This is a genomic window from Sphingobacterium sp. 1.A.5 (assembly GCF_002734235.1).
GTDB classification, from domain to species: Bacteria; Bacteroidota; Bacteroidia; order Sphingobacteriales; family Sphingobacteriaceae; genus Sphingobacterium; species Sphingobacterium daejeonense.
In genome coordinates this window covers 55,202-77,068 of record NZ_PEBA01000065.1, presented here as the reverse complement: position 1 = coordinate 77,068, position 21,867 = coordinate 55,202, and the positions used below count along the sequence as shown (strand labels likewise).

At 38.1% G+C, this 21,867-nt stretch carries 24 protein-coding genes; 11 read left to right on the top strand and 13 right to left on the bottom strand.

The window, feature by feature from the left end; translation table 11 throughout:
- Positions 1 to 30: 30 nt before the first annotated feature.
- Genes hisIE through CRT24_RS19175 form a run of 10 tightly spaced genes read right to left on the bottom strand, consistent with a single transcriptional unit; the run spans position 31 to position 8,324 of the window.
- A complete protein-coding gene (gene hisIE / locus CRT24_RS19220; protein ID WP_257214098.1) occupies positions 31 to 654 on the bottom strand; it encodes a bifunctional phosphoribosyl-AMP cyclohydrolase/phosphoribosyl-ATP diphosphatase HisIE in 624 nt (207 codons plus the stop codon).
- Positions 632 to 1,387: an imidazole glycerol phosphate synthase subunit HisF gene (gene hisF, locus CRT24_RS19215; protein ID WP_099372717.1), complete on the bottom strand. Its 756-nt coding sequence runs from the start codon at positions 1,385 to 1,387 to the stop codon at positions 632 to 634. Before hisF ends, hisIE begins: the two co-directional genes overlap by 23 nt.
- Positions 1,388 to 1,389: 2 nt before the next feature.
- On the bottom strand, positions 1,390 to 2,142 hold the full coding sequence (locus CRT24_RS19210; RefSeq protein WP_099372716.1) for a HisA/HisF-related TIM barrel protein: 753 nt from the start codon (positions 2,140 to 2,142) through the stop codon (positions 1,390 to 1,392).
- Positions 2,143 to 2,159: 17 nt separating this feature from the next.
- Positions 2,160 to 2,750 carry an imidazole glycerol phosphate synthase subunit HisH gene (gene hisH, locus CRT24_RS19205; protein ID WP_099372715.1) on the bottom strand — a complete coding sequence of 197 codons (591 nt, stop codon included), beginning with the start codon at positions 2,748 to 2,750 and terminating at the stop codon, positions 2,160 to 2,162.
- A 40-nt stretch (positions 2,751 to 2,790) separates the two neighbouring features.
- Positions 2,791 to 3,930 carry a bifunctional histidinol-phosphatase/imidazoleglycerol-phosphate dehydratase HisB gene (gene hisB / locus CRT24_RS19200; RefSeq protein WP_099372714.1) on the bottom strand — a complete coding sequence of 380 codons (1,140 nt, stop codon included), beginning with the start codon at positions 3,928 to 3,930 and terminating at the stop codon, positions 2,791 to 2,793.
- A gap of 6 nt (positions 3,931 to 3,936) precedes the next feature.
- Positions 3,937 to 4,989: a histidinol-phosphate transaminase gene (gene hisC, locus CRT24_RS19195; protein ID WP_099372713.1), complete on the bottom strand. Its 1,053-nt coding sequence runs from the start codon at positions 4,987 to 4,989 to the stop codon at positions 3,937 to 3,939.
- 55 nt (positions 4,990 to 5,044) lie between these two features.
- The gene (locus CRT24_RS19190) at positions 5,045 to 5,956 is read right to left on the bottom strand and encodes a ribonuclease Z (RefSeq protein WP_099372803.1); all 912 of its coding nucleotides are present in this window, start codon (positions 5,954 to 5,956) and stop codon (positions 5,045 to 5,047) included.
- A gap of 4 nt (positions 5,957 to 5,960) precedes the next feature.
- Positions 5,961 to 6,341, bottom strand: a complete 381-nt coding sequence (locus tag CRT24_RS19185) for an STAS domain-containing protein (RefSeq protein WP_099372712.1) — start codon at positions 6,339 to 6,341, stop codon at positions 5,961 to 5,963.
- A gap of 30 nt (positions 6,342 to 6,371) precedes the next feature.
- Positions 6,372 to 7,316, bottom strand: a complete 945-nt coding sequence (locus tag CRT24_RS19180) for a phosphoribosylaminoimidazolesuccinocarboxamide synthase (protein ID WP_099372711.1) — start codon at positions 7,314 to 7,316, stop codon at positions 6,372 to 6,374.
- Positions 7,317 to 7,349: 33 nt separating this feature from the next.
- Positions 7,350 to 8,324 (bottom strand): PhoH family protein, encoded by a 975-nt coding sequence (locus CRT24_RS19175; RefSeq protein ID WP_099372710.1) that lies wholly within the window; start codon positions 8,322 to 8,324, stop codon positions 7,350 to 7,352.
- Between the two features lie 256 nt (positions 8,325 to 8,580).
- On the opposite strand from CRT24_RS19175, the gene CRT24_RS19170 reads away from it, so the two are divergent.
- On the top strand, positions 8,581 to 9,369 hold the full coding sequence (locus CRT24_RS19170; protein WP_099372709.1) for an S-adenosyl-l-methionine hydroxide adenosyltransferase family protein: 789 nt from the start codon (positions 8,581 to 8,583) through the stop codon (positions 9,367 to 9,369).
- A gap of 587 nt (positions 9,370 to 9,956) precedes the next feature.
- Here CRT24_RS19170 and CRT24_RS19165 read toward each other — a convergent pair.
- From CRT24_RS19165 to CRT24_RS19155, 3 genes are read right to left on the bottom strand one after another with little or no spacing between them, the layout of a single operon-like run.
- Positions 9,957 to 10,568 carry a hypothetical protein gene (locus CRT24_RS19165; RefSeq protein ID WP_144034617.1) on the bottom strand — a complete coding sequence of 204 codons (612 nt, stop codon included), beginning with the start codon at positions 10,566 to 10,568 and terminating at the stop codon, positions 9,957 to 9,959.
- A gap of 8 nt (positions 10,569 to 10,576) precedes the next feature.
- A complete protein-coding gene (locus CRT24_RS19160) occupies positions 10,577 to 11,350 on the bottom strand; it encodes a hypothetical protein (RefSeq protein WP_099372707.1) in 774 nt (257 codons plus the stop codon).
- Between the two features lie 39 nt (positions 11,351 to 11,389).
- Positions 11,390 to 11,866, bottom strand: coding sequence for a hypothetical protein (locus CRT24_RS19155; protein ID WP_099372706.1), 477 nt, complete (start codon positions 11,864 to 11,866; stop codon positions 11,390 to 11,392).
- A gap of 136 nt (positions 11,867 to 12,002) precedes the next feature.
- Between CRT24_RS19155 and CRT24_RS19150 the strand changes: the two genes are divergently transcribed.
- The 10 genes from CRT24_RS19150 (at position 12,003) to CRT24_RS19105 (ending at position 21,835) form a co-directional block, all read left to right on the top strand.
- Positions 12,003 to 12,551: a hypothetical protein gene (locus CRT24_RS19150; RefSeq protein ID WP_144034616.1), complete on the top strand. Its 549-nt coding sequence runs from the start codon at positions 12,003 to 12,005 to the stop codon at positions 12,549 to 12,551.
- A gap of 57 nt (positions 12,552 to 12,608) precedes the next feature.
- A complete protein-coding gene (locus CRT24_RS19145; RefSeq protein ID WP_099372704.1) occupies positions 12,609 to 14,444 on the top strand; it encodes an ABC transporter ATP-binding protein in 1,836 nt (611 codons plus the stop codon).
- 100 nt (positions 14,445 to 14,544) lie between these two features.
- Positions 14,545 to 14,922, top strand: a complete 378-nt coding sequence (locus CRT24_RS19140) for a YtxH domain-containing protein (protein WP_099372703.1) — start codon at positions 14,545 to 14,547, stop codon at positions 14,920 to 14,922.
- Positions 14,923 to 14,974: 52 nt separating this feature from the next.
- The gene (locus CRT24_RS19135; protein ID WP_099372702.1) at positions 14,975 to 15,634 is read left to right on the top strand and encodes a heme exporter protein CcmB; all 660 of its coding nucleotides are present in this window, start codon (positions 14,975 to 14,977) and stop codon (positions 15,632 to 15,634) included.
- A gap of 12 nt (positions 15,635 to 15,646) precedes the next feature.
- On the top strand, positions 15,647 to 16,309 hold the full coding sequence (gene ccsA / locus CRT24_RS19130) for a cytochrome c biogenesis protein (RefSeq protein WP_099372701.1): 663 nt from the start codon (positions 15,647 to 15,649) through the stop codon (positions 16,307 to 16,309).
- Between the two features lies 1 nt (position 16,310).
- Positions 16,311 to 16,514 (top strand): CcmD family protein, encoded by a 204-nt coding sequence (locus CRT24_RS19125; protein WP_099372700.1) that lies wholly within the window; start codon positions 16,311 to 16,313, stop codon positions 16,512 to 16,514.
- Positions 16,515 to 16,526: 12 nt separating this feature from the next.
- On the top strand, positions 16,527 to 17,510 hold the full coding sequence (locus CRT24_RS19120) for a DUF6427 family protein (protein ID WP_099372699.1): 984 nt from the start codon (positions 16,527 to 16,529) through the stop codon (positions 17,508 to 17,510).
- A 174-nt stretch (positions 17,511 to 17,684) separates the two neighbouring features.
- Positions 17,685 to 19,028, top strand: a complete 1,344-nt coding sequence (locus CRT24_RS19115; protein ID WP_099372698.1) for a hypothetical protein — start codon at positions 17,685 to 17,687, stop codon at positions 19,026 to 19,028.
- 36 nt (positions 19,029 to 19,064) lie between these two features.
- On the top strand, positions 19,065 to 19,631 hold the full coding sequence (gene lptC / locus CRT24_RS19110; protein ID WP_257214097.1) for an LPS export ABC transporter periplasmic protein LptC: 567 nt from the start codon (positions 19,065 to 19,067) through the stop codon (positions 19,629 to 19,631).
- 104 nt (positions 19,632 to 19,735) lie between these two features.
- Positions 19,736 to 21,835: a SurA N-terminal domain-containing protein gene (locus tag CRT24_RS19105; RefSeq protein ID WP_099372696.1), complete on the top strand. Its 2,100-nt coding sequence runs from the start codon at positions 19,736 to 19,738 to the stop codon at positions 21,833 to 21,835.
- Positions 21,836 to 21,867: the final 32 nt, after the last annotated feature.

The following is a 21,867-nucleotide window of genomic DNA, read 5'->3' as shown; positions in this document are numbered from 1 at the left end:
CTTAGTTTATCTTTTCAATATCAAATTTTTCTATTGATGTCTGCCTTCTAAGTTTTTGGCGATTGTTTCCAAGCTCATTCCTTTTTCTTTCAATAAAACGATCAGGTGGAATAAAAGATCAGAGGTCTCATTGATAAAATCTTGGTCAGTCTCTGTCAATGCCGCAATAACTGTTTCTACAGCTTCTTCACCTACTTTTTGAGCAATTTTATTGATACCTCTTGAACGAAGTCTGTTCACATAAGATTCATCACTCGGAAAATCGATTCTATGCTGAACGATCCTTTCCAATTGCAACAAGAAGTTTTGATTGAATTCAGTATTAAAGCAACTTCGGGATCCTGTGTGGCAAGTTGGGCCAACTGGGTCAACCTTGATTAATAGAGTATCCTGGTCGCAGTCGATAGCAGTATCAACGACATTTAAGAAATTGCCGCTCTCTTCACCTTTTGTCCAGAGCCTGTTTTTACTTCTTGAAAAGAAAGTGACTTTCTGTTCTGCCTGAGTTTTCTCCCAAGCCTCTGCATTCATGTAGCCCAACATCAAAACCTCAAGAGTCTGATAATCTTGGATCACTACAGGAACAAGCCCGTCACCTTTATTAAAGTCAATAGTCATGTTATATGTATTATCATCGTCTAACGGGAATACCATTAGCGTGCAATGTTTCTTTTAATTCTGGGATCAAGATCTCCCCATAATGAAAGACCGATGCCGCCAAAGCTGCATCAACGGATGCTTGCTGAAATACATCAACGAAATGTTGCTGATTTCCTGCACCACCCGAAGCTATCAGAGGTATATGGATGGAATCGTTGATTTTTTTCAATAACGTATTATCAAATCCATTTTTCGTCCCATCATGATCCATCGAGGTCAATAATATTTCACCTGCACCACGATCTTCAGCTTCCTTGATCCAATCTTCGGTTTGAATGTCCGTCATGTCGCGGCCACCACGCAAGTGAACATAATTCTTTCCATCAACCAATCGCGTATCCACCGCTAAAACAACAAACTGAACGCCAAATGCTTTTGCAAATTCATTCAATAAATTTGGATTGCGCACCGCGGCTGAGTTAATGGAAATTTTATCGGCACCAGCATTCAATAGTATATCTGCATCTGCAAGCTCATTTATGCCTCCACCGATAGTAAAGGGAATATTGATTTGGCTCGCAACAGCCTTAACAAGATCTACTGTTGTCTTACGTCGCTCATGGGTAGCTGTAATGTCTAGAAAGACAAGCTCATCAGCACCTTGTTGCGAATATTGCCATGCTAATTCTACAGGATCACCAGCATCTCGAAGGTCAACAAAATTTACCCCTTTTACCGTACGACCATCTTTAACATCCAAACAGGGAATAATTCGCTTCGCTAGCATCCTTAAAAACTAATTAATGCCTTAAGATTCCAATCCTTGATCTCCTCAATAGTAATTCTGTTCTCGTAAATAGCTTTACCAACAACTACTGATTCCATCTTGCCTAAATTGTTCAGTTCCTCAATATCTTTCATAGAACTAATTCCACCAGAACCGATTAACTTGATGATTGGAGAATGATCTAAAAGTTTCTTGTAAAGCTCTACGCCTGCTCCACCTAATTTTCCATCCTTGCTGATATCTGTACACAAGAACCGATAGAAGCCTAGGCTTAGACATTTGTCGATATATTCAATCAATTTGATTGGCGAACTTTCCAACCATCCTGAATATTTGATTACTTCATCTAGCACATCGATAGCAATCACGATATGGTCTGCATATTTTACCCTGCCTTCGTTCAATTTGCTCAGCTCCTCTAAAAATGTAGGATTTGTGATGGCTTGAGTACCTACAATAACGCGATAAACTCCAGCATCAACCAATTCCTTAACTTTTTCAATGCTACGAACACCGCCACCATACTGAACTTTCATTTCAGTTTTTCTGATGATCTCGAACAAATACTCTTGGTTGCTGAAATCTCCTTTAGCACCATTTAAATCAATGATATGGACAATCTCGGTACCATTTGCATGATACTTGTCGATTTGTTCCTCTAAAGTAATAGGATAGGTGGTAACATCTTCGTAGTTTCCCTCTCTTAAACGGACAACCTGTTTGTCCAAAACATCAATTGCAGGTATAATATACATAGTCTAAAAAAATTCAATTAAAACTCATTAAAATTCAGCAACAACTGTTCCCCAACTTGCCCTGATTTCTCAGGGTGAAATTGTACTGCCCAGAAGTTATCTCGAGATATTGCTGCCGAAAATGGCAATCCATACGCACAGGTCGCTATCCCATAGGTCAATTCGTGTTCAATGTAATAAGAATGAACGAAATAAAAATAGGAATTATTAGGAATATCCTTGAAAAGTGGGCAGTTATTTTGAAATTCAATACTATTCCAGCCCATATGTGGTACCTTTTCTTGAACTCGACCATTAAAATGTAACGTCTTCAATGGAATAATTCCCAACAGATCAACATCGCCTTCTTCAGAATAATCCGTCATTAACTGCATCCCTACACATATCCCCAATACTGGTTTCTTCAAACCCTTTATCGTCTCCGACAAACCTGATTCTTCCAGTTTCTGCATTGCGGCACCAGCATGCCCTACTCCAGGAATAATGATCCGATCATATAAATCAAAATCCTCAGGCTTATTGATCATCCCATATTCAATGTTCAATCGTTTAAGTGCTGCCGTTATGGAAAAAATATTCCCAGCTCCGTAATTTACTATCCCAATCATAATACCTTAATAGTATAACCCCGCAAATCCCATTTCGTTTTTACAATAATCCCTTTGTACTTGGAAGTTGCATATTGTCAACATCTCTACGAACAGCTTTTTTAATTGTTTTGGCAAATGCCTTGAAAATAGCCTCAATCTTATGATGCTCATTTTCTCCAGTCGCTTGAATGTTCAAGTTGGTTTTTGAAGCATCCGAAAATGACTTGAAGAAATGAAAGAACATTTCTGTTGGCATATCTCCTATTTTCTCACGCTTAAACTCAGCATCCCAAACAATCCAGTTTCTACCACCAAAGTCAATGGCAACCTGAGCTAAGCAATCATCCATTGGCAAAGTATAAGCATAACGCTCAATTCCCCTTTTATTCCCCAATACTGATAAAAAGATCTCGCCCAATGCTATTCCTGTATCCTCAATGGTATGATGCTCATCAATATGCAAATCTCCTTTTGCTTTGATTGTCAGGTCCACAGCTCCATGACGAGCCAATTGGTCCAACATATGATCAAAAAATGGAAGACCAGTATCAATGTCTGAAACACCACTACCATCCAAATTCAATTTGATATAGATATCTGTTTCATTGGTTTTGCGATGGTGCTCTCCAGTGCGTGTTCCTAATTTTAGATATTCATAGATTGATTTCCAATCTTTGGTTTCCAGACCAATCGAATCTTCAAGGAACTCAACACCTTCGTGTTTGCCAAGGTCATCATTATTTCTCAACCAGATTGCTTTAGCACCCAGATTCTGTGCTAGACGCACATCATTAACACGGTCACCTATCACAAATGAATTGGCCAAGTCATATTTTCCATTGTCAAAGTATTCCTTCAACATCCCGATACCTGGCTTACGGGTATCGACATTCTCATGAGGAAAAGTCTTGTCAATATGCTCTTTGACAAATGTTACACCTTCTCCAGCGAAAGTATCCAACACAAATTTATGAACGGGCCAAAAGTTCTCCTCCGGATGTGATGCAGTCCCTAATCCATCTTGGTTGCTCACTAATACCAATTCAAAATCTAATTCTTTTGCTATCTTAGGCAGATACTGTAATGCGCCAGGATAGAATTTTAATTTCGCAAACGAATCGATCTGCTCGTCTTCAGGTTCCAAAATCAAAGTACCATCTCTGTCAATAAACAATATTCTTTTTAATTGATCAGCCATTTTTTCTTATTTATAAAATAGTTGGATTTCTTCTAATAGTCGTTCGTTTTCAGGTTTTGTCCCAACCGTAATACGAAGACAACCTTCACAAAGTGCTACTTTGGACCTATCACGAACAATTATCCCTTTCTCTACCAAGTAACCATAAAGTTCTCTCGGTTTATCTAACTTTACTAGAATAAAATTAGCGTCAGAAGGAGTAATATGCTCCACCTGGTCTAAAGCCATTAATTTCTTCGCCAGTTCTCCTCTTTCTGCTACAGTTGTTTTGATCCATTCATTAACAACGTCCACATTTTCTAGCGCTTCAAGGACTAAATCTTGAGTTGCTTGATTAATATTATAGGGAGGTTTGATTTTATTAAACACCTCAATGATCTCTTTGCTGGCAAATGCTAACCCCAAACGCAATGCTGCCAATCCCCAAGCTTTGGACAATGTTTGTAAAACCACCAAATTTGGAAATTCTGGAAGGGAATGCGTGAATGACTTTTGAGATGAATAATTGATATATGCCTCGTCTACAATCACCAAACCTTTAAAATTTACAAGTAGCGTTTCAATATCCAATGGATTGATGCTATTGCCGGTAGGATTGTTAGGTGAGCATATAAAGATCATTTTTGTATGAGTATCCAATGCTTCAGCAATTCCGTCCAAATCAAGTTGAAAATCTGGAGTAAGGTTTACTTTTCTAGTTTCAACATCATTTATGTTAGCCGAGACCTCATACATTCCATAAGTTGGGGGCACTAATATGACATTATCCAGTTTTGGAGTACAAAATGCTCTATATAAAATATCGATTGCTTCATCAGAACCGTTCCCCAAGAACATATTCTCTGCAGGAACGCCTTTGATTTTAGATAACTTTTCCTTTAAACGATGCTGAAGAGGGTCGGGATATCGGTTGTAATCATGTGGAAGCGGAGAACCAAAAGCGTTCTCATTGGCATCCAAAAATACGGATGCTTCTCCCTTGAATTCATCTCGTGCCGAAGAATACGGCACCAGTTTCTTGATGTTATCTCGAAGCAGTGCGGTTAAGTTGAAGGACATTGTATTAGTCTAAAAATTTTCGAGCTGTAAATATGGCTAAAAATTAACAAAAACACTAAACTAAAAACCATTTCCCTTCTACTGATAGTTCTGTGTTAGGAAAAACAAGCTGGGCTTCATCCAGCAATGGTTGTAGTGTTCGGTATCTTGCGGAGTAATGTCCAAGCAGAAGCTTCTTTACATTTGCTTCTTTGGCAATCTCCGCAGCTTCCATGGATGTGGTATGGAAAGTTTCTTTTGCCCGGTCTACCATTTCATGCAAGAAAGTACTTTCATGATAGAGCAGATCCGCCCCTTCGATAGAACTTAAGTAGATCCCATGCCTAACGGTATCTGAACAATAAGCATAACTACGTGAGGCTGGTGGCGGGAGCGTTAATTCACTGGCAGCAAATACATTTCCTTGAGGGTCGACATAGTCAAGTCCTTTTTTGATCGCAGCAAAATATACTTTAGGAATATTTAGTGCTTCTACTTTTTCTGGAATAAGGGTTGCTGCACGCTTACCTTCATCAAATCTAAAGCCGGTACAAGGAATTCTATGAATCAACGGAAAGGACCGAATCGTCAACATTCGTGACTCAAACAATACTTCCTCTTGGTCAGGATTCGTCTGATGAAAGATAATCTTATAGCGAATAACTGTTTCTGAGTATTTAAAGTGCAATTCGAGGATTTCCTGCAATGGTGCAGGACCGTAAATATGCAAGTCGGCCTTTCGACCTACCAAATGCATAGAAGATACAAGACCAACCAAGCCTAAATAGTGATCCCCATGCAAATGGCTGATAAAAATATGGTCTATGCGATTGCTCTTGATACCATATTTGGAAAGTTGCATCTGTGTACCCTCTCCACAGTCTATCAAGAACAATTGCTCATTATAATTGACAACTTGAGATGTAGGGTGTCGCTCAAACATGGGTGTCGCCGAGCTATTACCTAATATTAAAACCTCAAACCGCAACATATTACGCCTGCTCTTCTTTCTTAAGATCTAATCTGATCTCATTGCCAAAAATCAAATCCTTGGCTTTCTCAATATTCGACGTAATTATAAAATATTTATCCAATCCTAGGGACTTGATATATTTCAAAACATCTTCATTCAGGTTTGTCAATATAAACAATCCTCCTAGGGATTTACATAATCTGCGTGCCAAAAGCCCAGTACGGATACCGGTTTCATCTGTTGCTATTACATTATTCATATCCAAGACAATATTACGCTGTCCACCGGTATTGCGGAGCATAAACTCACCTTTTAAACTCGCGGCAGTCTCTCCATCTAATTTTTCATTGAGTGGTTCTATCACCACATATCGATCATACTTATCTACCGTAAATTTCATATTAAAATTGATTAATAGCGTGTTAACATTCTACAAATTATCCAAGGCCTTTGAAACATTTTTCTCTACCCTTTCCAAAACATCTCCTTCTTCTGGATAAAGAAACTTTTCACCCGTGATATGTTCATAAAGCTCAATATAACGTTCCGAAATCGATTTTACAATTTCTTCAGTCATTTCTGGCACTTTTTGTCCATCTTTCCCTTGAAATCCGTTCTCAATTAACCATTGTCTTACGAATTCTTTGGACAACTGTTTCTGTGCTTCACCTTTTGCTTGACGGTCTTCATAACCCTCCGCATAGAAATAGCGTGAAGAATCTGGTGTATGGATTTCATCGATCAAATAGATCTGACCATCCTTTTTACCAAATTCATATTTGGTATCCACCAAAATCAACCCTCTCTCTGCAGCAATCTCAGTCCCCCGTTGGAATAAAGCATGCGCATATTTCTCCAATTGCGTATAATCTTCTTCTGAAACAATTCCACGAGCAATAATATCTTCTCTGGAAATATCTTCATCATGTCCTACATCTGCTTTTGTAGAAGGAGTAATGATTGGCGTAGGTAATTTATCGTTTTCTTTTAAACCTTCAGGCAACTGAACTCCGCAGAGTACACGGCCACCATCTCTATATGTTCTCCAAAGATGTCCTGAAACATAACCTCGGATTACCATTTCTACTTTAAAAGGCTCACATTTCTTTCCGATGGTGACATTGGGATCTGGAACTGAGGCAACCCAATTAGGCAGGATATCTTCAGTCGCTGAAAGGAACTTCGATGCAATTTGATTCAAAACCTGACCCTTGTACGGGATTGGCTTTGGCAATACTACATCAAATGCTGAGATACGGTCCGAAGCGACCATGACCAAAAAATCATCGCCGATACTGTATACATCTCTAACTTTTCCTCTATAAAATGCAGTTTGACCCTTAAAATTAAAATTTGTTTCTTTTATTGTATTCATTGTGTTTGCGTCTGAGACGCGCTAATTTATTTCTTAAATATCGCCGTAAGCCTCCAAGATCCGTTTCACCAATTTATGGCGAACAACATCAGAGCCACTTAAATAAATCATATCAATACCTTCGATTCCATCAAGTATCTTGACAGCATTGACCAATCCTGACTGCGTCTTTTTCGGCAAATCCACTTGGGTCATATCGCCAGTGACGATAAATTTTGCTGTTGGCCCCATACGAGTCAAAAACATTTTCAGCTGCATATCGGTCGCATTTTGAGCTTCATCCAATATCACAAAACAATTGTCTAAGGTTCTACCCCGCATAAATGCCAATGGTGCGACTTCGATCGTTCTGTTTTCCAAATAACCTTTCAGTTTTTCGGCGGGGATCATATCATCTAGGGCATCATACAATGGGCGTAAATATGGATCTACTTTTTCTTTCAGGTCACCTGGAAGAAAACCCAAATTCTCACCAGCTTCTACAGCAGGTCTTGTCAATATGATTCGTTTGATTTCTTTATTTCTGAGTGCTCTTACAGCCAATGCTACTGCGGTGTAAGTTTTTCCGGTCCCTGCGGGTCCGATAGCGAAAAGGATATCATTTTTGTTGATACTGTCGACCATTCGCCTTTGGTTGGGTGTCCTAGCGCGGACAACAATACCATTAGGTCCGTAAACGATTGGTTCTCCTTTAAATGCAGCCGCCTTTTGATCGCCATCCTCTTTTTCAGCAATCGGATTAGGTTTCACTGAAGTCACTGACCCCAACAAACTTTCCAATTCTAATAGGGACAACGTCTGGAACTGATTTATATGAGCCAAAATATCATCAAAAACCTGTTGGAACCTTGTTCTTTCACCTTCTTCACCCAAAACTTTCAAGGTACTTCCTCGTGCTACGAGACGCAACTTCGGAAACGCTTTCTTAATTAACTCAAAATTCTCATTCTGAGCTCCCCATAATGTCACCAAATTGACAACATCCAAATTGATTTCTAATTCGCTCAAATTATTTCAGTATTAATTTCCTGTTAAATCACGTCATGTCCATGTGGCGTGTGAATAAAGATATTCAAAAAAACAAAAATATTATGCCTTTTATCCACTTTCTTGAATCAAAAATACAAACTAATTGAGCAGAAATAAAAGCAATTGCAAGTAATAATTAATATTAGATTTAGCAATCAGTTTAGTTTTTCTATTTTTGTAATTCGCTTAACAAAATAACAGTAAAATTTTTTAGCTTCAGGCTTTGCTGAACAATATGGGAGTAATTACGTTAACCACAGATTTAGGTCACCGCGATTTTTATCAAGCTGCACTCAAGGGCAGCATCATTTCGCAGTTGCCGAATGTAAGACTTGTGGATATTTCACATGACATCCCATCCTTCAGTATTCAACACGCTGCCTTTGTTATCAACAATGCTTACCCTTATTTCCCGAAGAACACCGTTCACCTTATCGGCATCGACACTGTTTTCCAAGAAGACTCTAGATATCTAGCGATGGCATACAAAGGTCAATTCTTCGTTGGCGCAGACAATGGTATATTCAGCATTATTACCGGCGAGGACAAACCCACCGAAATGGTCGAGATCAATATTATGCAAGACTTGAGATACCTGCATTTCCCTCTTGCTGATATCCTGACCAAAGCAGCTTGCCATATAGCAAACGGCGGAAAACTAAAGGAAATCGGAATCCCGGTGGACAACGCTGTCCAAAAGGTTACCTTCCAACCGATCTACAACAACAACACCATTAAGGGGCATGTTACCTTTATCGATTCCTTCGGGAATGTTATCAGTAACATCAGCAAGGATCTATTCAACCAAGTACAACAAGGAAGAGATTTTATCCTCCGCTTCAAAAGAAACGAAACTATTAGCAACCTGAGCTGGCATTACAATGAAGTTTCCGAAGGTGAAAAACTCTGTTTATTCGGCATCAGTAATTTCCTAGAAATAGCAATCAATAAAGGACACGCCAGTCAACTTCTGGGTTTATACCAAGATGAAACCATCCTTGTCGAATTTCTAGATAAAAAATAGAAACCATTCTTTTTCTATCAATTTCTATCAATGTTCCACGTTTTTTTTCAATTACAACATTTTTGAAACCAAAGTATTAGTGCTCAAAAATTTCTATCCGTCCAATTTTCTTCAATGAATTCTTAGCAGACAGATAAGAGACTTTTTTTATTTTTTTCTGCTCTTGTTCCACTCTTCTTCCACTCTTGTTCCACTCTGAGTCCTCTTTCATTCGGACCTTGTTCGGACCTTGTTCGGGGGTTTTCCGAAGAAGCTCCGAACGAGGTCCGAACAAAGTCCGAACAAGAGACGAAGGAGAATGGAAGGAGTTACAGATATGAGATTTGAGATTTGAGATATTGGGAATAGATATGAGATGTGAGATATGAGATTTGAGATATTAAACTGGAAAAGCTATTCCATATAATCATAGTTCAACATTTAATCAGCGTAATCATAGTTTTAGACTCTTTGCCTTCCCTCCTTATCCATAAAATCTTTGTCCATCAGACAATCAGCGTAATCTAAGATCAAAAAAAAGGGCGACAAGTCATTATCTTGCCACCCTTACCCATTTTAAGGTTATTAGGAATATTTTTTATCAGCTGTTAAAACCCGAAGCCGAGTTTAAGAGTGAATCTATGCGCATTGATATTCAGTTTATTCATGTAATCTTCAATAGGGAAATAAATCACATATTCTGCCATCCCAGGTCTAAAAGAGTAATCCTGAGTATATTCAGACTTGAATTGCTGGAACAGATAACCTAGTCCAAAGGTCATAAAAGTTTTTCCTTCCCCCACCTTGAACTTCACTCCGATTTCAGGGTTTACCCGCAACCAACCTTTTACTTCCCCCTCTAGAAACTGTTTCTTTTCCCATGCAAAGCCATATCCTGCATCCATAGCGAGAAAAATTTTGTTCAACGATGGAATCGGCACATCATATCTTAACCCGATTGCAACGGGTATGACTGAATATTTATACATTTCGTTAACCAATATTTTTTCAAAACCAGCCGTTCCACCTATAGCAAGGTTTGAGTTTAATTGGACACCATTGAAAGTTTGAACGGACCATCCTACTTCATCAAAATTGATATTATATGCTAACAGACCTCCTTGAGTGTGGTTAGTGAATTTGTTTTGTTGAGCTAACAAATGAACGCTGTTGAACATCATCCCAGTCAAGACTAGAATCATTAAAAAAGTATTTCTCATAGTCTATATTATTTGGATTTTCCTATGGTTATACAGCTCAACTGTTTCAGATTGGCTTTGTTAGAATAATCAAATTGGCAGATTGTTTCATTCCCAATGACGATCAATGATTTCGGTCCAGCAATGATATCCGTACTTTTAATTTTATCGAGATGCTGCACCATATTTTTATCAATTGCATTGACATCATTGACTTTAAAACTTTTCAGACCGAAGTCACCTTCAGAGACATACAGATAATCGCCTGCTAGAGAAAGTCCATGTGGATTCTGCATAGGATATACTTTAACCTGTTTAGGTGAATTTAGGTTTGTGATGTCCACCACTTCGAGAATATTTTGGACTCCCCCACACATAGTACCCGTTCTTAATGTCACAAATGCATAAGAATCGTTAACTACAACTGGGTCACAAGCAACAACATGAGCATAGGTTGTCATATGTTTCGGTTGATAGGGATTTGTGATGTCCAAGATGTGCATGCCATTGAGAGCCCCGACAAACAAGGATTTTTTGTATGGAAACAATGTTTCTATTCCGAAGCCTAGATCAACTTCATTAAGCATTTTCGGTGAACGGGGGTTGTTCAGGTCAAAATTTTTGACTTTATTCAAGTAGATTGCAAACAATACATTGTTAGAGATAGCGAATCTAGCAGTTGAACCTGCTTGACCAACTTGGTTTGTGCCACCTCCACTATTATTTAAGGCACTGTAGTTTTCTAAATAAATCAACTCTGGCTCCTTAGGGGTATATTTATCTTTATACTCACTGTTAATCAATGAATCCCTGTAACTAACGGGAATTAAATCGGTGTCTAGTTATTCGTATCTTTCTATTTCTCCTAATTTATATTTTATTGCGAAAACATCCTTTTGCCTATCGACCAATACTGGTTTTGATAAGTTAGAGATGTCAAATGTTAGTAGGTCGACGATGTTATCAGCATAGAGCAGATCGTTTTGAATTCCTAGATCAAAATTCCCAATAATTGGAAGCATGCCCAATGACTTCGGACTAGCCGGATTGGAATTATCATAGATATGAATCCCTATGTTTGGTTCATTGATAAACAGATGATCTTTGTAGAGATAGATTTTGCCTGCATTTTGAACTTGTTGGGGACTTGACATGACAATGTCCATTTTGCGAACTTCCCCTAGTTTTTTGTAGATTGGGATTTTAAGGGTGTAAGTTTCCTTAACATCCATTTTATCGCATCCAAGGAATGCGAACATAAAAAGCAACGGCAGAAATAGCAGTAAGCTGTTTTTGAGTTTTTGGAATTGAATTTTCATAATTTAGTGTAATGGTCTTATTGTATTGACGTACACTATTCTTATTATGCTACATCAAAAAACAAAAAAAGGCAGAAAAATTGCTTGAAAGATATTCATGTTTAAAACACCTATTAAAATATTTAACATCAACCTGATGAAACATATCCTTTTGATCCCCCTCTTACTATGTATTTTCAAGATTAGTCAAGGGCAGGACAGTACGATTGTCAAAGCTGATTCTATGACATTCGAGGCACAACGCGAGCGGGTAAACCACTTGTTGGACGAACGCAGCCGTCGATTCGGCGAATATGATGAGTCATTGCAGAAGAAAACAGGAGTTTTCGGACTTTTCAAGACTAAAAAAGACATGCAAAAGTCAATCGATATCTTAAGACAGGTGGTGCTGAATGACAACAACATATTTATAGAAACCAGAAAACTATTGGACCTCAAAGATGCACAGAGCGAAAGGTATCAACGATTGGCTGCGGAATATGACAATCAAGTATCCGCCTATATGAAGACCATCACCAAATTGCAAAATGAGAATGACAAGCTCCGGGAGGAATTGAAATCCATGGAAAATACGGATAGAGGGAGTGGAATTATGCTGTATATTTCCATTATAGTCATTATAGGGTTAATTATAGCGGTAATTTATCAGTACAACAGGCACAAACCCAAAAAAGTGACGGAATAGTGATATGAAGGATTATTTATATTGGTACTTTTGCTCGAATAGAGAAAGAAATAATACATGGCCAGACCGAGATTGAACAGTGGTGATGCGCATTCGGAGGATCTACCCAAGCCGAAGCTGAATAAAGAAATTCTAAAGAAAGCATTAAAGATTTTTTCTTACATCAAGCCTTTCAAATGGAAATTTGTCATTGGTATGGTGTTCCTGATCCTTTCCAGCTTGAGCATGTTGACATTTCCGGCTCTTTTAGGGGCTATGATCGATGCAGCCCAAGGTAGAGAGACTTTTACATTTTTGCCAGCTAGCGTCATGTTTATTGGGAGCCTGTCCTTAATTATCCTTTCTTTTCAATCCATTATTTCATTTTTTCGGATTCGTCTTTTTGTAGAGATTGCCGAAAAGTCATTGGCCAATATTCGAAAAGACACTTATCATCGATTAATTACTCTTCCTATCGATTTCTTTGCCAACCGTCGGGTTGGCGAATTGAACAGTAGATTATCAGCTGACCTTTCCCAAATTCAAGATACCATGACGACTACCTTGGCTGAAATGCTGAGGCAGACCATAAGTCTATCTTTTGGTGTGGTATTATTAGTATGGGTATCTCCAAAATTGGCTTTGATGAATTTATGTATTCTTCCTGTGATTATTGTTATTGCTATAATTTTTGGGAAGTTTATACGTAAGCTATCCAAGGAATCACAGGACAAACTAGCAGAATCCAACTCTGTTGTTCAGGAAACCCTGTTGGGAATCAGTAATGTAAAGGCGTTTGTAAATGAGTTTTTTGAGTCCAAGCGATACGCTGAAAAATTAAATCAATCTGTTGCATTGGCTGTTAAAGGGGCTACCTACCGTGGTATTTTTGCCTCATTTATCATATTTGCCATTTTTGGTGCTGTGATCGTTGTGATCTGGTATGGTGCATCTTTGGTTTCCATCAATGAAATTTCAGTAGGTGATCTGACAACATATATTTTATACTCTATGTTTGTTGCTGGTTCTATGGGAAGTTTTCCGGAACTCTATGCTAGTTTGCAACGCGCATTGGGTGCCAGCGAGCGTGTATTGGAGATTTTGGATGAACCTAAGGAGGACATTCAGGTAAATGAAGAAGACAAAGAAATCAAAATAGCGTTGCATGGTGATATTGTATTTGACCATGTAAGTTTTTCTTATCCTACCCGTCCTGATCTGACCATCTTGAAGGATATTTCCTTTCATGTGGAAGCCGGCAAAAAACTGGCGATTGTTGGGCCAAGTGGAACAGGAAAGTCAACCATTGCATCTTTGATTCTTCAGTTTTATCAACCTTCGAGCGGAGAATTGAAATATGATGGTATTCCCGCAAATGAGCTTGCACTTACAGATATCAGGAATCAGGTTGCGATTGTTCCTCAAGATGTCCTTTTATTCGGTGGAACCATCCGTGAGAACATCAGCTATGGAAATCTGAATTCCGAAGCCGAAGATATCATCACGGCTGCGAAACGTGCGAATGCGCATAATTTTATTATGGATTTTCCAGAGGGGTATGATACTGTCGTTGGTGAGCGAGGCGTGAAGCTCTCGGGAGGTCAGCGACAACGGATTGCCATTGCTAGGGCTTTATTGAAAGATCCTGCTATTTTGATTTTAGATGAGGCGACTTCATCATTAGATTCGGAATCCGAACGGATGGTTCAGCAAGCATTGGTTGAACTGATGAAGAACAGAACTTCGATCATAATTGCACACCGACTGTCCACTATTCGAGACGCTGACATGATTATTGTGGTTGAAGATGGAATTATTTCAGACATGGGGTCCCATCAAGAATTAATGGAAAAAAACAGTGGTTTGTACCGTCATTTATATACTTTGCAGTCCCTCCAGGCGGTTGAAAGTTAATATTTTGTTAATTTAGGTAGGTTTAAAACATTTTGGCTTATCCCTTGTTTATAATCAACAGAACATATTAGACTAAATAGGATAAAAAATTTTTAGAATCATGGAAAAAAATAGAAATGGATTAGTGGCATTTGCCCTACTAGGATTAGCAGTTGGAACAGCGGCATATTATTTATTAGGAACTGAAGATGGAAAGAAACAATTAGACCGTGCTAATGACGGGATCAAAAGTTTAACAAAATCTATCAAAGAACTTTCTAAAAAAGAAGCTAAGAGAGCATCAAAATTAGCTAAATCTGCTAAAGAAGATTTAGAGAACTTAAAAGATCGCGCTAAAAATGCTGGCCGTGATGCATTAGACAAAGCATCTTCAAAGGCTAACGAATGGGCTAACAGAGCATCTGACGCTGCACATAGCGCAGGTAACAAAGCTGAAGAAATAGCTGATAAAGCTAAATCAGAAATTAAAAACGCTTAATTTCTCGAGCGAGCATACCTGCTCAACAGATTGATTCGTATCTTTGCAAGACATGAATCTCCTAGAGCAAGTAAAAACATTAATATATAAGGATATTGTCCTAGAATGGCGTTCTAAATATGCCATCAACAGTATCTTACTTTATGTAGTATCCACAGTATTTGTATGTTATCAATCATTCAAGTCTGTGGATACTATCGTTTGGAACACTTTGTTCTGGATTATCTTACTCTTTGCGGCTATAAATGCCATGAGTCGAAGTTTTCTTCAGGAAACTGGTCACAGGCACCTTTATTACTATTCCATCGTCAGCCCCAAAGCTATCATTCTTGCTAAGATTATTTACAATTCGGGATTGATGATCTTGTTGTCTAGCACCGCATTTATCATTTATAATTTAATATTTAAGAGCCAGGCTGATAACTTATTGGTTTATTGCTTGGCGATTTTATTGGGCAGCATCAGTTTTGCTACAGTTTTCACGATGGTTTCTGCTATCAGTGCGAAAGCTGGCAATAATAGTACGATCATGGCGATCTTAAGTTTTCCGGTTATTATCCCTTTGTTGATTGTATTGATCAAGCTTTCACAAAATGCTGTAAACGGCAATGCAATCGTTGATAACGTGGGCGATATTGCTGTTTTATTGTCAATTAATATCATTACAGTTGCCATTTCTTTGCTGTTATTTCCTTACCTTTGGCGAGATTGATTTTTTGTTCTTATGAGAAAGAGTTGGTGGAAAATTTTAGGAGTCGTTATGGTAGGTCTTACCATTATTGGGGGGCTTCTTGGGCCGGTTCCTGTATTGGCTATATTAAATGAAACTATCCGTAATGTTTACTTCCACGTTCCGATGTGGTTTACGATGATGGTTTTATATCTCATTTCCTTAATCTATAGTATTAAATATTTGAATACGGGCAAACGTGAATATGATTTTATGGCTGTTGAGGCTGTAAATACAGGTATTATATTTTGTCTTTGTGGATTATTGACGGGTATGTTGTGGGCTAATTTCACTTGGGGAGCACCTTGGACCAACGACCCACAATTGAATGGTGCAGCGATCGCTACATTAATGTATTTAGCCTATTTGGTATTAAGAAATGCTCTTGAGGAGGAGCAGAAACGTGCTAAAATCTCTGCGATCTATAATATTTTTGCGTTCCCAATAATGATTGTTCTGATCTATATTTTGCCAAAAATGAATGATTCGTTGCACCCTGGCAGTGGTGGCAACAATACATTTGGAGATTTGGACATGGACAACTACATGCGTCCTGTTTTTTACACGGCTGTTATTGGCTGGATCTTGATAGGCTGTTGGATAGCATCATTAAGGTATCGCATTCGTATAATTGAAGATAAAAGAAATAGTTTTTAAGATGAAAAATTTTCTATTAACCTTGGCAGCATTGATAATCGGGTTATCAGCCCATGCACAAAACCAAGTAGAAATGGCTGATGGACTTCGTGCTGAAGGTAAAATATATGTTGTTGTGGCAGTTATGTTGGTAATCTTTACTGTTGTTGCCATTTATCTATTTACGATTGACAAAAAGGTCAGCAAACTGGAAAAAGATAAATAAGGATAGGATTCTATGCTAATAAACCAACATCGATCATTATCGGGATTAAATGTATTCCTTGTTATTTTTGTTGGTACCATATTATGTCTTGGTGCTTATCTGCATCTTCCGGAGAACTTGACTCCGGTATTATTTGAGCCTGGTTTGGGTCGCCTTTTGGGTCTAGAACCTGGAGCAAATTTCTCTCCTTCATCCAATGTATTGATTACATTGGTACTGACGTTAATTCAAGCCTTTGCGCTGAATAAGATTGTCAATCATTACAATCTATTGGGAAAACCAAGTTTTTTAACAGCCCTGATGTTTATGACATTGGTCAGCTTGTTTATTCCATTCTTGGTGCTGTCACCGACGTTAATCTGTAATTTCATTACCATCGGGATGCTCTCAAAGCTGTTTAATATTTACAAACATGCTGATATTAAAGGGATCATGTTTGATCTAGGGTTATTAGTTGCTCTAGGCAGTCTTATTTATTTCCCATTTATCATTATGCTGTTGTTGATCTGGTCCAGCTTGGTCATTTTCAGGGCATTCTATTGGCGGGAATGGGTAACCCCTTTGTTGGGAGTTATTACGGTTTACTTCTTATTGGCGGTAGCCTATTTCTGGTTAGAAAGAATGGATGAGTTTTACCAGATTTTTCTTCCATTTACGTATGCATTTCCAACCAAATTAAACATGGACATCCATGATTATTTTGTGTTGATCCCTATTATTATTGCCATTGGTGGATTCCTATTTATTCTGAAGGACAATTTCTTTAAGAGCGTTGTTCAGATCAGAAAAAGTTTTCAGCTATTATTTATAATGCTGGTTTTGATTTTTGGTTCTTTTTATCTCAATCAAGAACGTTCGGTCAATCATTTTCTGCTTTGTGTTCCTCCGTTGTCGATTTACTTAGCATACTTTTTCACCCATGCAAAACTCAAATGGTTTTACGAAACCCTATATATAGTTATTTTGTTAACGATTATCTATTTTCAGTTTTTCTAAGATGTTGAAGAATAGGTGTTTAACCTTTTTTAACAACTAAAAAGCTTGTGATATTTAAAAAATAGATAGTTTTGTAGCAAAAATTCAGGTAATACAGCCATCAAAATAGATTTAACTTGCATGATTTATCAACGATTAGGTTTTAAGATCATAAGGAAGTTAAATCAAATTAAAATGTTAGAACAGTTGAAACTATTTTACTCTAATACGACCTTACTTATTTTAATTGGAATAAGTTCTATCCTACTTTCGAGTACGAGCGCATTTGCACAATCCTCCACATCACATTCCCCTTATTCGCAATTTGGATTGGGCCAGATGCGTGAAGATTTGTTACCTCAAACCCGATCGATGGGTGGTATTTCATCTGGAGTAAGATTTCAAGGTGGTCTTCCAATCTTAAACATTTCCAATCCTGCTTCCTATTCTGGATTCAACAGAACCATTCTAGATGCTGGGCTTTATGGAAATATGACACAATTGGAAAAGAACAATAGAGCAGATAATACAGCGGATTTTGCTTTCAGCCACTTTGCATTCGGCTTTTCACTAAATAAAAACAATGGTCCAAAATTAGGAGGTATTTCATTTGGTTTAATGCCTTATTCCGATGTGGGTTACAGCATCGCATCTAATAGAGATATTAGCAATACCCCTTATACCACTCGTTTAGTTGGTGAAGGTGGTTTGAACAAAGCTTATGTAGGATGGGGAGTTTCTCCTGTAAGAAACTTAAGTATTGGTGCCAATATTGGATTTTTATTCGGAAATCTCTATGACAAGTCATTAATCGAATTTCCATCTGGCTATGGTTATTACAATACTGCAAAAACAGATACAAGACGCGTTACAGGTATTACATATGATTATGGTGTTCAATATTTCTTACCATTAGGGAACCGTAAAAACCTGACGATCGGTTATTCGGGATCTTTGGACAACTCTGTAAACAGTAAGATTACTTCTATTGTATCTCGTACATTAACTCCTACTGGCAATGTTACGGAACAGGTTCCGATTGACACTTCATCCAATGATATTATCTCTAATGGAAAAATAAATCTTCCATTGAAGCATGCCGTTGGATTTACTTTCAGCAAAGGTGTTAACTGGATGGTTGGTGCGGATTTCAAATATGCTGATTGGTCGAAGTACCAAGTGAGATTGAATGAAGAGCCATTGGGCAAAAATATCGGTGTAGCCGTTGGTGGTCAGTTTAAACCAGACCCTACGTCGATGAACTATTTAAAAGTAATTGATTACCGTTTAGGTTTTAGATACAACAAAACTCACATGACGGTTAATCAACAACGCATAAATGATATGGCTGTAACTGTTGGATTGGGGTTGCCATTGCCTGAGACAGGATTTGGCAGGACTTTCTCTAACGTGAACATATCGGCAGAGTTTGGACAACAAGGAACCTTGAAGAGCAATCTTGTTCGTGAACGTTATATTAACATTAACTTAGGATTTACGATCAATGATGCTTGGTTCATCAGAAGAAGTTACGATTAAGAAATGCATTTTGCACCCATAAAAATATCGAGAATTTTGCCCCTAACAATTGTTTTGCTAGGGGCAATCTTGTCAATTGCCTGTGAAAATGACACCAAGGATATTGACCGTTTGGCCAATATTAAGGCGGAGGAGGCTGTTGATATCTCCAAGGACGTAACTGTTATTTATAGTGATTCTGCGAAGGTAAAGGCGGAGTTGAAAGCACCCGAGATGCGTGTTTATCATGACAGCACTGGGAACTATGAATTTAAGAAAGGAGTTTTGATCATCTTTTTTGATGAGCATGCCAAGGAGATGCAACGAGTTACCTCGGAGTATGCTTTGCAGAAGAAACTTGAGGGATTGACTGAATTCCGCAACAATGTTGTGATCACTAAGGTTGATGGGACTGTTATTAAGACGGAGGAGTTGATTTACGACGAAAACAACAAGAAGTATTACGGTAGCCAACCAATTACAGCGGAGTACAACGATGGTCGCACCTCAGCACAGGGGACCTCCTTTACTGCGAATGAAGACTTTAATGACATCCGTTTTATGAATGGTACAGCAATCCATTATCCTAGTTCGGACTCACAATTGCCTTCATTTGGGAACTAGCAGAAATTTTTTACTGTTTTTTTTATAAAAGTTGTATCTTGCGCCTTGTTTTTACGAAAAAACAATTTATTAAAAATATTAGCATAAAATTATAGAATATCGTTATGGGATTAATGACCTCTTTGCGAAACCGTGCGGGCTTAGTCATTTTCGTGATTGGTTTAGCAATTGTTGCATTTTTATTAGGTGATGCCATCAATGTTGGTACCCCATTTTGGGCGAGAAGCCAAAATGAGGTGGGAAGTGTAAATGGCGAGGCCATGGACTACCCTACATTCAATGGTCAAGTGGATCAAGCAAGCCAAATGTATCAACAACAAATGGGTGGACAGTCTTCACCTCAAATGCGTTCATTTGCAGTTCAACAAGTTTGGAATCAATTTTTAACTCAGAATCTTTTAAACCAAGAGATTGAAAAAATTGGTCTTCAAGTTGGTGGTGACGAGATGAACAGCATGGTGACAGGTAATAATCCTTCGCCTCAAATCGTTCAAGCCTTCACAAATCCTCAAACGGGTCAATTCGACAGAAATTACCTTGCAGGTGTACAACAAGAAGCAAAAACTAACCCAGAAGTAAATCAACAATGGGAAGGTTTATTGCAAAATGTGAAAAACGAGCGTTTGAACCAAAAGTATACGAACCTTATCAACAACAGTATTTATACAACTTCATTAGAGGCTGAATACGATTATAACGCTCGTAACAAACTGGCAAACTTCAAGTATGTGATGTTGGATTATGCATCAGTTAAAGATTCAGAGATCAAATTGACTGACGCTGATTATAAAGAATATTACGACAAGAACAAAAACGCATTCAAAAATCCTGAAGAGATTCGCACCATTGAGTATGTTTTATTTGATGCTAGACCAAACGCAGCAGATTCAGCATTGGTATCAGGCGATATTCAGAAGTTGAAAACTGAACTTCAGGCTTCAACGAATGATTCAAGTTTTGTAACGATCAATTCGGAGAACAAATATCCTGTAAGATATTACACCAAAGGTCAATTGAGTCCTGCATTGGATTCAGTAGTTTTCAAGACTGCACCTGGAACAGTTGTAGGTCCTTTCCTTACCCAGAACGTTTACGAAATAGCTAAGGTTATTTCTGTTAAAAATAGTCCTGACTCTGTAAATGCTAGTCATATCGTAATCAATCCAGCTACTGAGGGTGGTGTTGATAAAGCTTTAGCAAAAGCAGATTCTATCAAAAACCTAATTCAAGGTGGTGCTAACTTTGCGGCATTAGCTGTTGAATTCAGTGCAGATCCAAACAGCAAAAACAATGCTGGTGAAATCGGAACGCTTACACGTGGTATGGTTCCAGAATTGGATGAGACTTTATTCGAAAGTGCTGCAGGCGATGTAAAAGTAGTTTCAACGAATTATGGCGTTCATATCGTAAAAATCAATAGAGTAATTGGAAACTCTCCTATTGCAAAATTGGCGATAGTAGACAAGAGTATCCACTCTGGTAAAGAAACTACAGATGCCGCTTATTCTAAAGCAAATCAATTCTATACAGCAGTTAACAAAGACAATTTCAATGATATCGCTAAGCAACAAAATGTAGAGGTTCTTAAAAATGACCGTACAGTTGCTATGGACAATATGATTGGTGGTGTTGAAGTTCCAAGAGAATTGTTACGTTGGGCTTTTGAAGCAGAAAAAGGAGAAGTAAGCGATAAGATCTATGAAACTAACGATAACTTTATTGTTGCTCGTGTAACAGGAGTTCAACCAAAAGGTATCCAACCATTAGAATCTGTTAAGACATTAATTGAGCCGGTGGTTAAGAATATGGTTAAGGCGCGTATGTTGAAGGAGAAAATGAACAATGCATTATCTGGTGCGGGATCTATAGATCAAGTAGCACAGAAATTAGGCAAGAATGTTCAAAGTGTAGACAACGTAGTATTAGCTAACCCAGTAATTCCAGGTGTTGCAGTAGAAAATGCAGTAGTAGGTACTGTATTTGGTTTGCAACCAAACAAACCATCAAAATCGATTGAAGGAAAACAAGGTGTTTATGCAGTACAAGTAAACGGTTTTGTTAATCCAAAAGCATTGGCTGGTGAGGAATTGACGACACAACAAAAGCAAATCACAGAAGCAAAAGCTCAGCGTTCTTGGGGCACTATTTTGAAAGCCCTACAAGACAATGCTAAGATTGTTGACAATCGCATTAAATTCTATTAACATAGAATTCACTAAATTTGTAGCTGGGTAAC

Bases quoted from the DNA above. Each gene is read 5' to 3' on its own strand.
- CRT24_RS19135 (WP_099372702.1), top strand. From the start codon at position 14,975: ATGAATCTCCTAGAGCAAGTAAAAACATTAATATATAAGGATATTGTC.
- CRT24_RS19140 (WP_099372703.1), top strand. From the start codon at position 14,545: ATGGAAAAAAATAGAAATGGATTAGTGGCATTTGCCCTACTAGGATTA.
- hisF (WP_099372717.1), bottom strand. From the start codon at position 1,387: ATGCTAGCGAAGCGAATTATTCCCTGTTTGGATGTTAAAGATGGTCGT.
- hisH (WP_099372715.1), bottom strand. From the start codon at position 2,750: ATGATTGGGATAGTAAATTACGGAGCTGGGAATATTTTTTCCATAACG.
- hisIE (WP_257214098.1), bottom strand. From the start codon at position 654: ATGGTATTCCCGTTAGACGATGATAATACATATAACATGACTATTGAC.
- CRT24_RS19155 (WP_099372706.1), bottom strand. From the start codon at position 11,866: ATGAAAATTCAATTCCAAAAACTCAAAAACAGCTTACTGCTATTTCTG.
- CRT24_RS19105 (WP_099372696.1), top strand. From the start codon at position 19,736: ATGGGATTAATGACCTCTTTGCGAAACCGTGCGGGCTTAGTCATTTTC.
- hisC (WP_099372713.1), bottom strand. From the start codon at position 4,989: ATGTCCTTCAACTTAACCGCACTGCTTCGAGATAACATCAAGAAACTG.
- CRT24_RS19125 (WP_099372700.1), top strand. From the start codon at position 16,311: ATGAAAAATTTTCTATTAACCTTGGCAGCATTGATAATCGGGTTATCA.
- CRT24_RS19165 (WP_144034617.1), bottom strand. From the start codon at position 10,568: ATGAGAAATACTTTTTTAATGATTCTAGTCTTGACTGGGATGATGTTC.
- CRT24_RS19145 (WP_099372704.1), top strand. From the start codon at position 12,609: ATGGCCAGACCGAGATTGAACAGTGGTGATGCGCATTCGGAGGATCTA.
- CRT24_RS19120 (WP_099372699.1), top strand. From the start codon at position 16,527: ATGCTAATAAACCAACATCGATCATTATCGGGATTAAATGTATTCCTT.
- CRT24_RS19180 (WP_099372711.1), bottom strand. From the start codon at position 7,316: ATGAATACAATAAAAGAAACAAATTTTAATTTTAAGGGTCAAACTGCA.
- CRT24_RS19210 (WP_099372716.1), bottom strand. From the start codon at position 2,142: ATGTATATTATACCTGCAATTGATGTTTTGGACAAACAGGTTGTCCGT.
- CRT24_RS19115 (WP_099372698.1), top strand. From the start codon at position 17,685: ATGTTAGAACAGTTGAAACTATTTTACTCTAATACGACCTTACTTATT.
- hisB (WP_099372714.1), bottom strand. From the start codon at position 3,930: ATGGCTGATCAATTAAAAAGAATATTGTTTATTGACAGAGATGGTACT.
- ccsA (WP_099372701.1), top strand. From the start codon at position 15,647: ATGAGAAAGAGTTGGTGGAAAATTTTAGGAGTCGTTATGGTAGGTCTT.
- CRT24_RS19150 (WP_144034616.1), top strand. From the start codon at position 12,003: ATGAAACATATCCTTTTGATCCCCCTCTTACTATGTATTTTCAAGATT.
- CRT24_RS19185 (WP_099372712.1), bottom strand. From the start codon at position 6,341: ATGAAATTTACGGTAGATAAGTATGATCGATATGTGGTGATAGAACCA.
- CRT24_RS19170 (WP_099372709.1), top strand. From the start codon at position 8,581: ATGGGAGTAATTACGTTAACCACAGATTTAGGTCACCGCGATTTTTAT.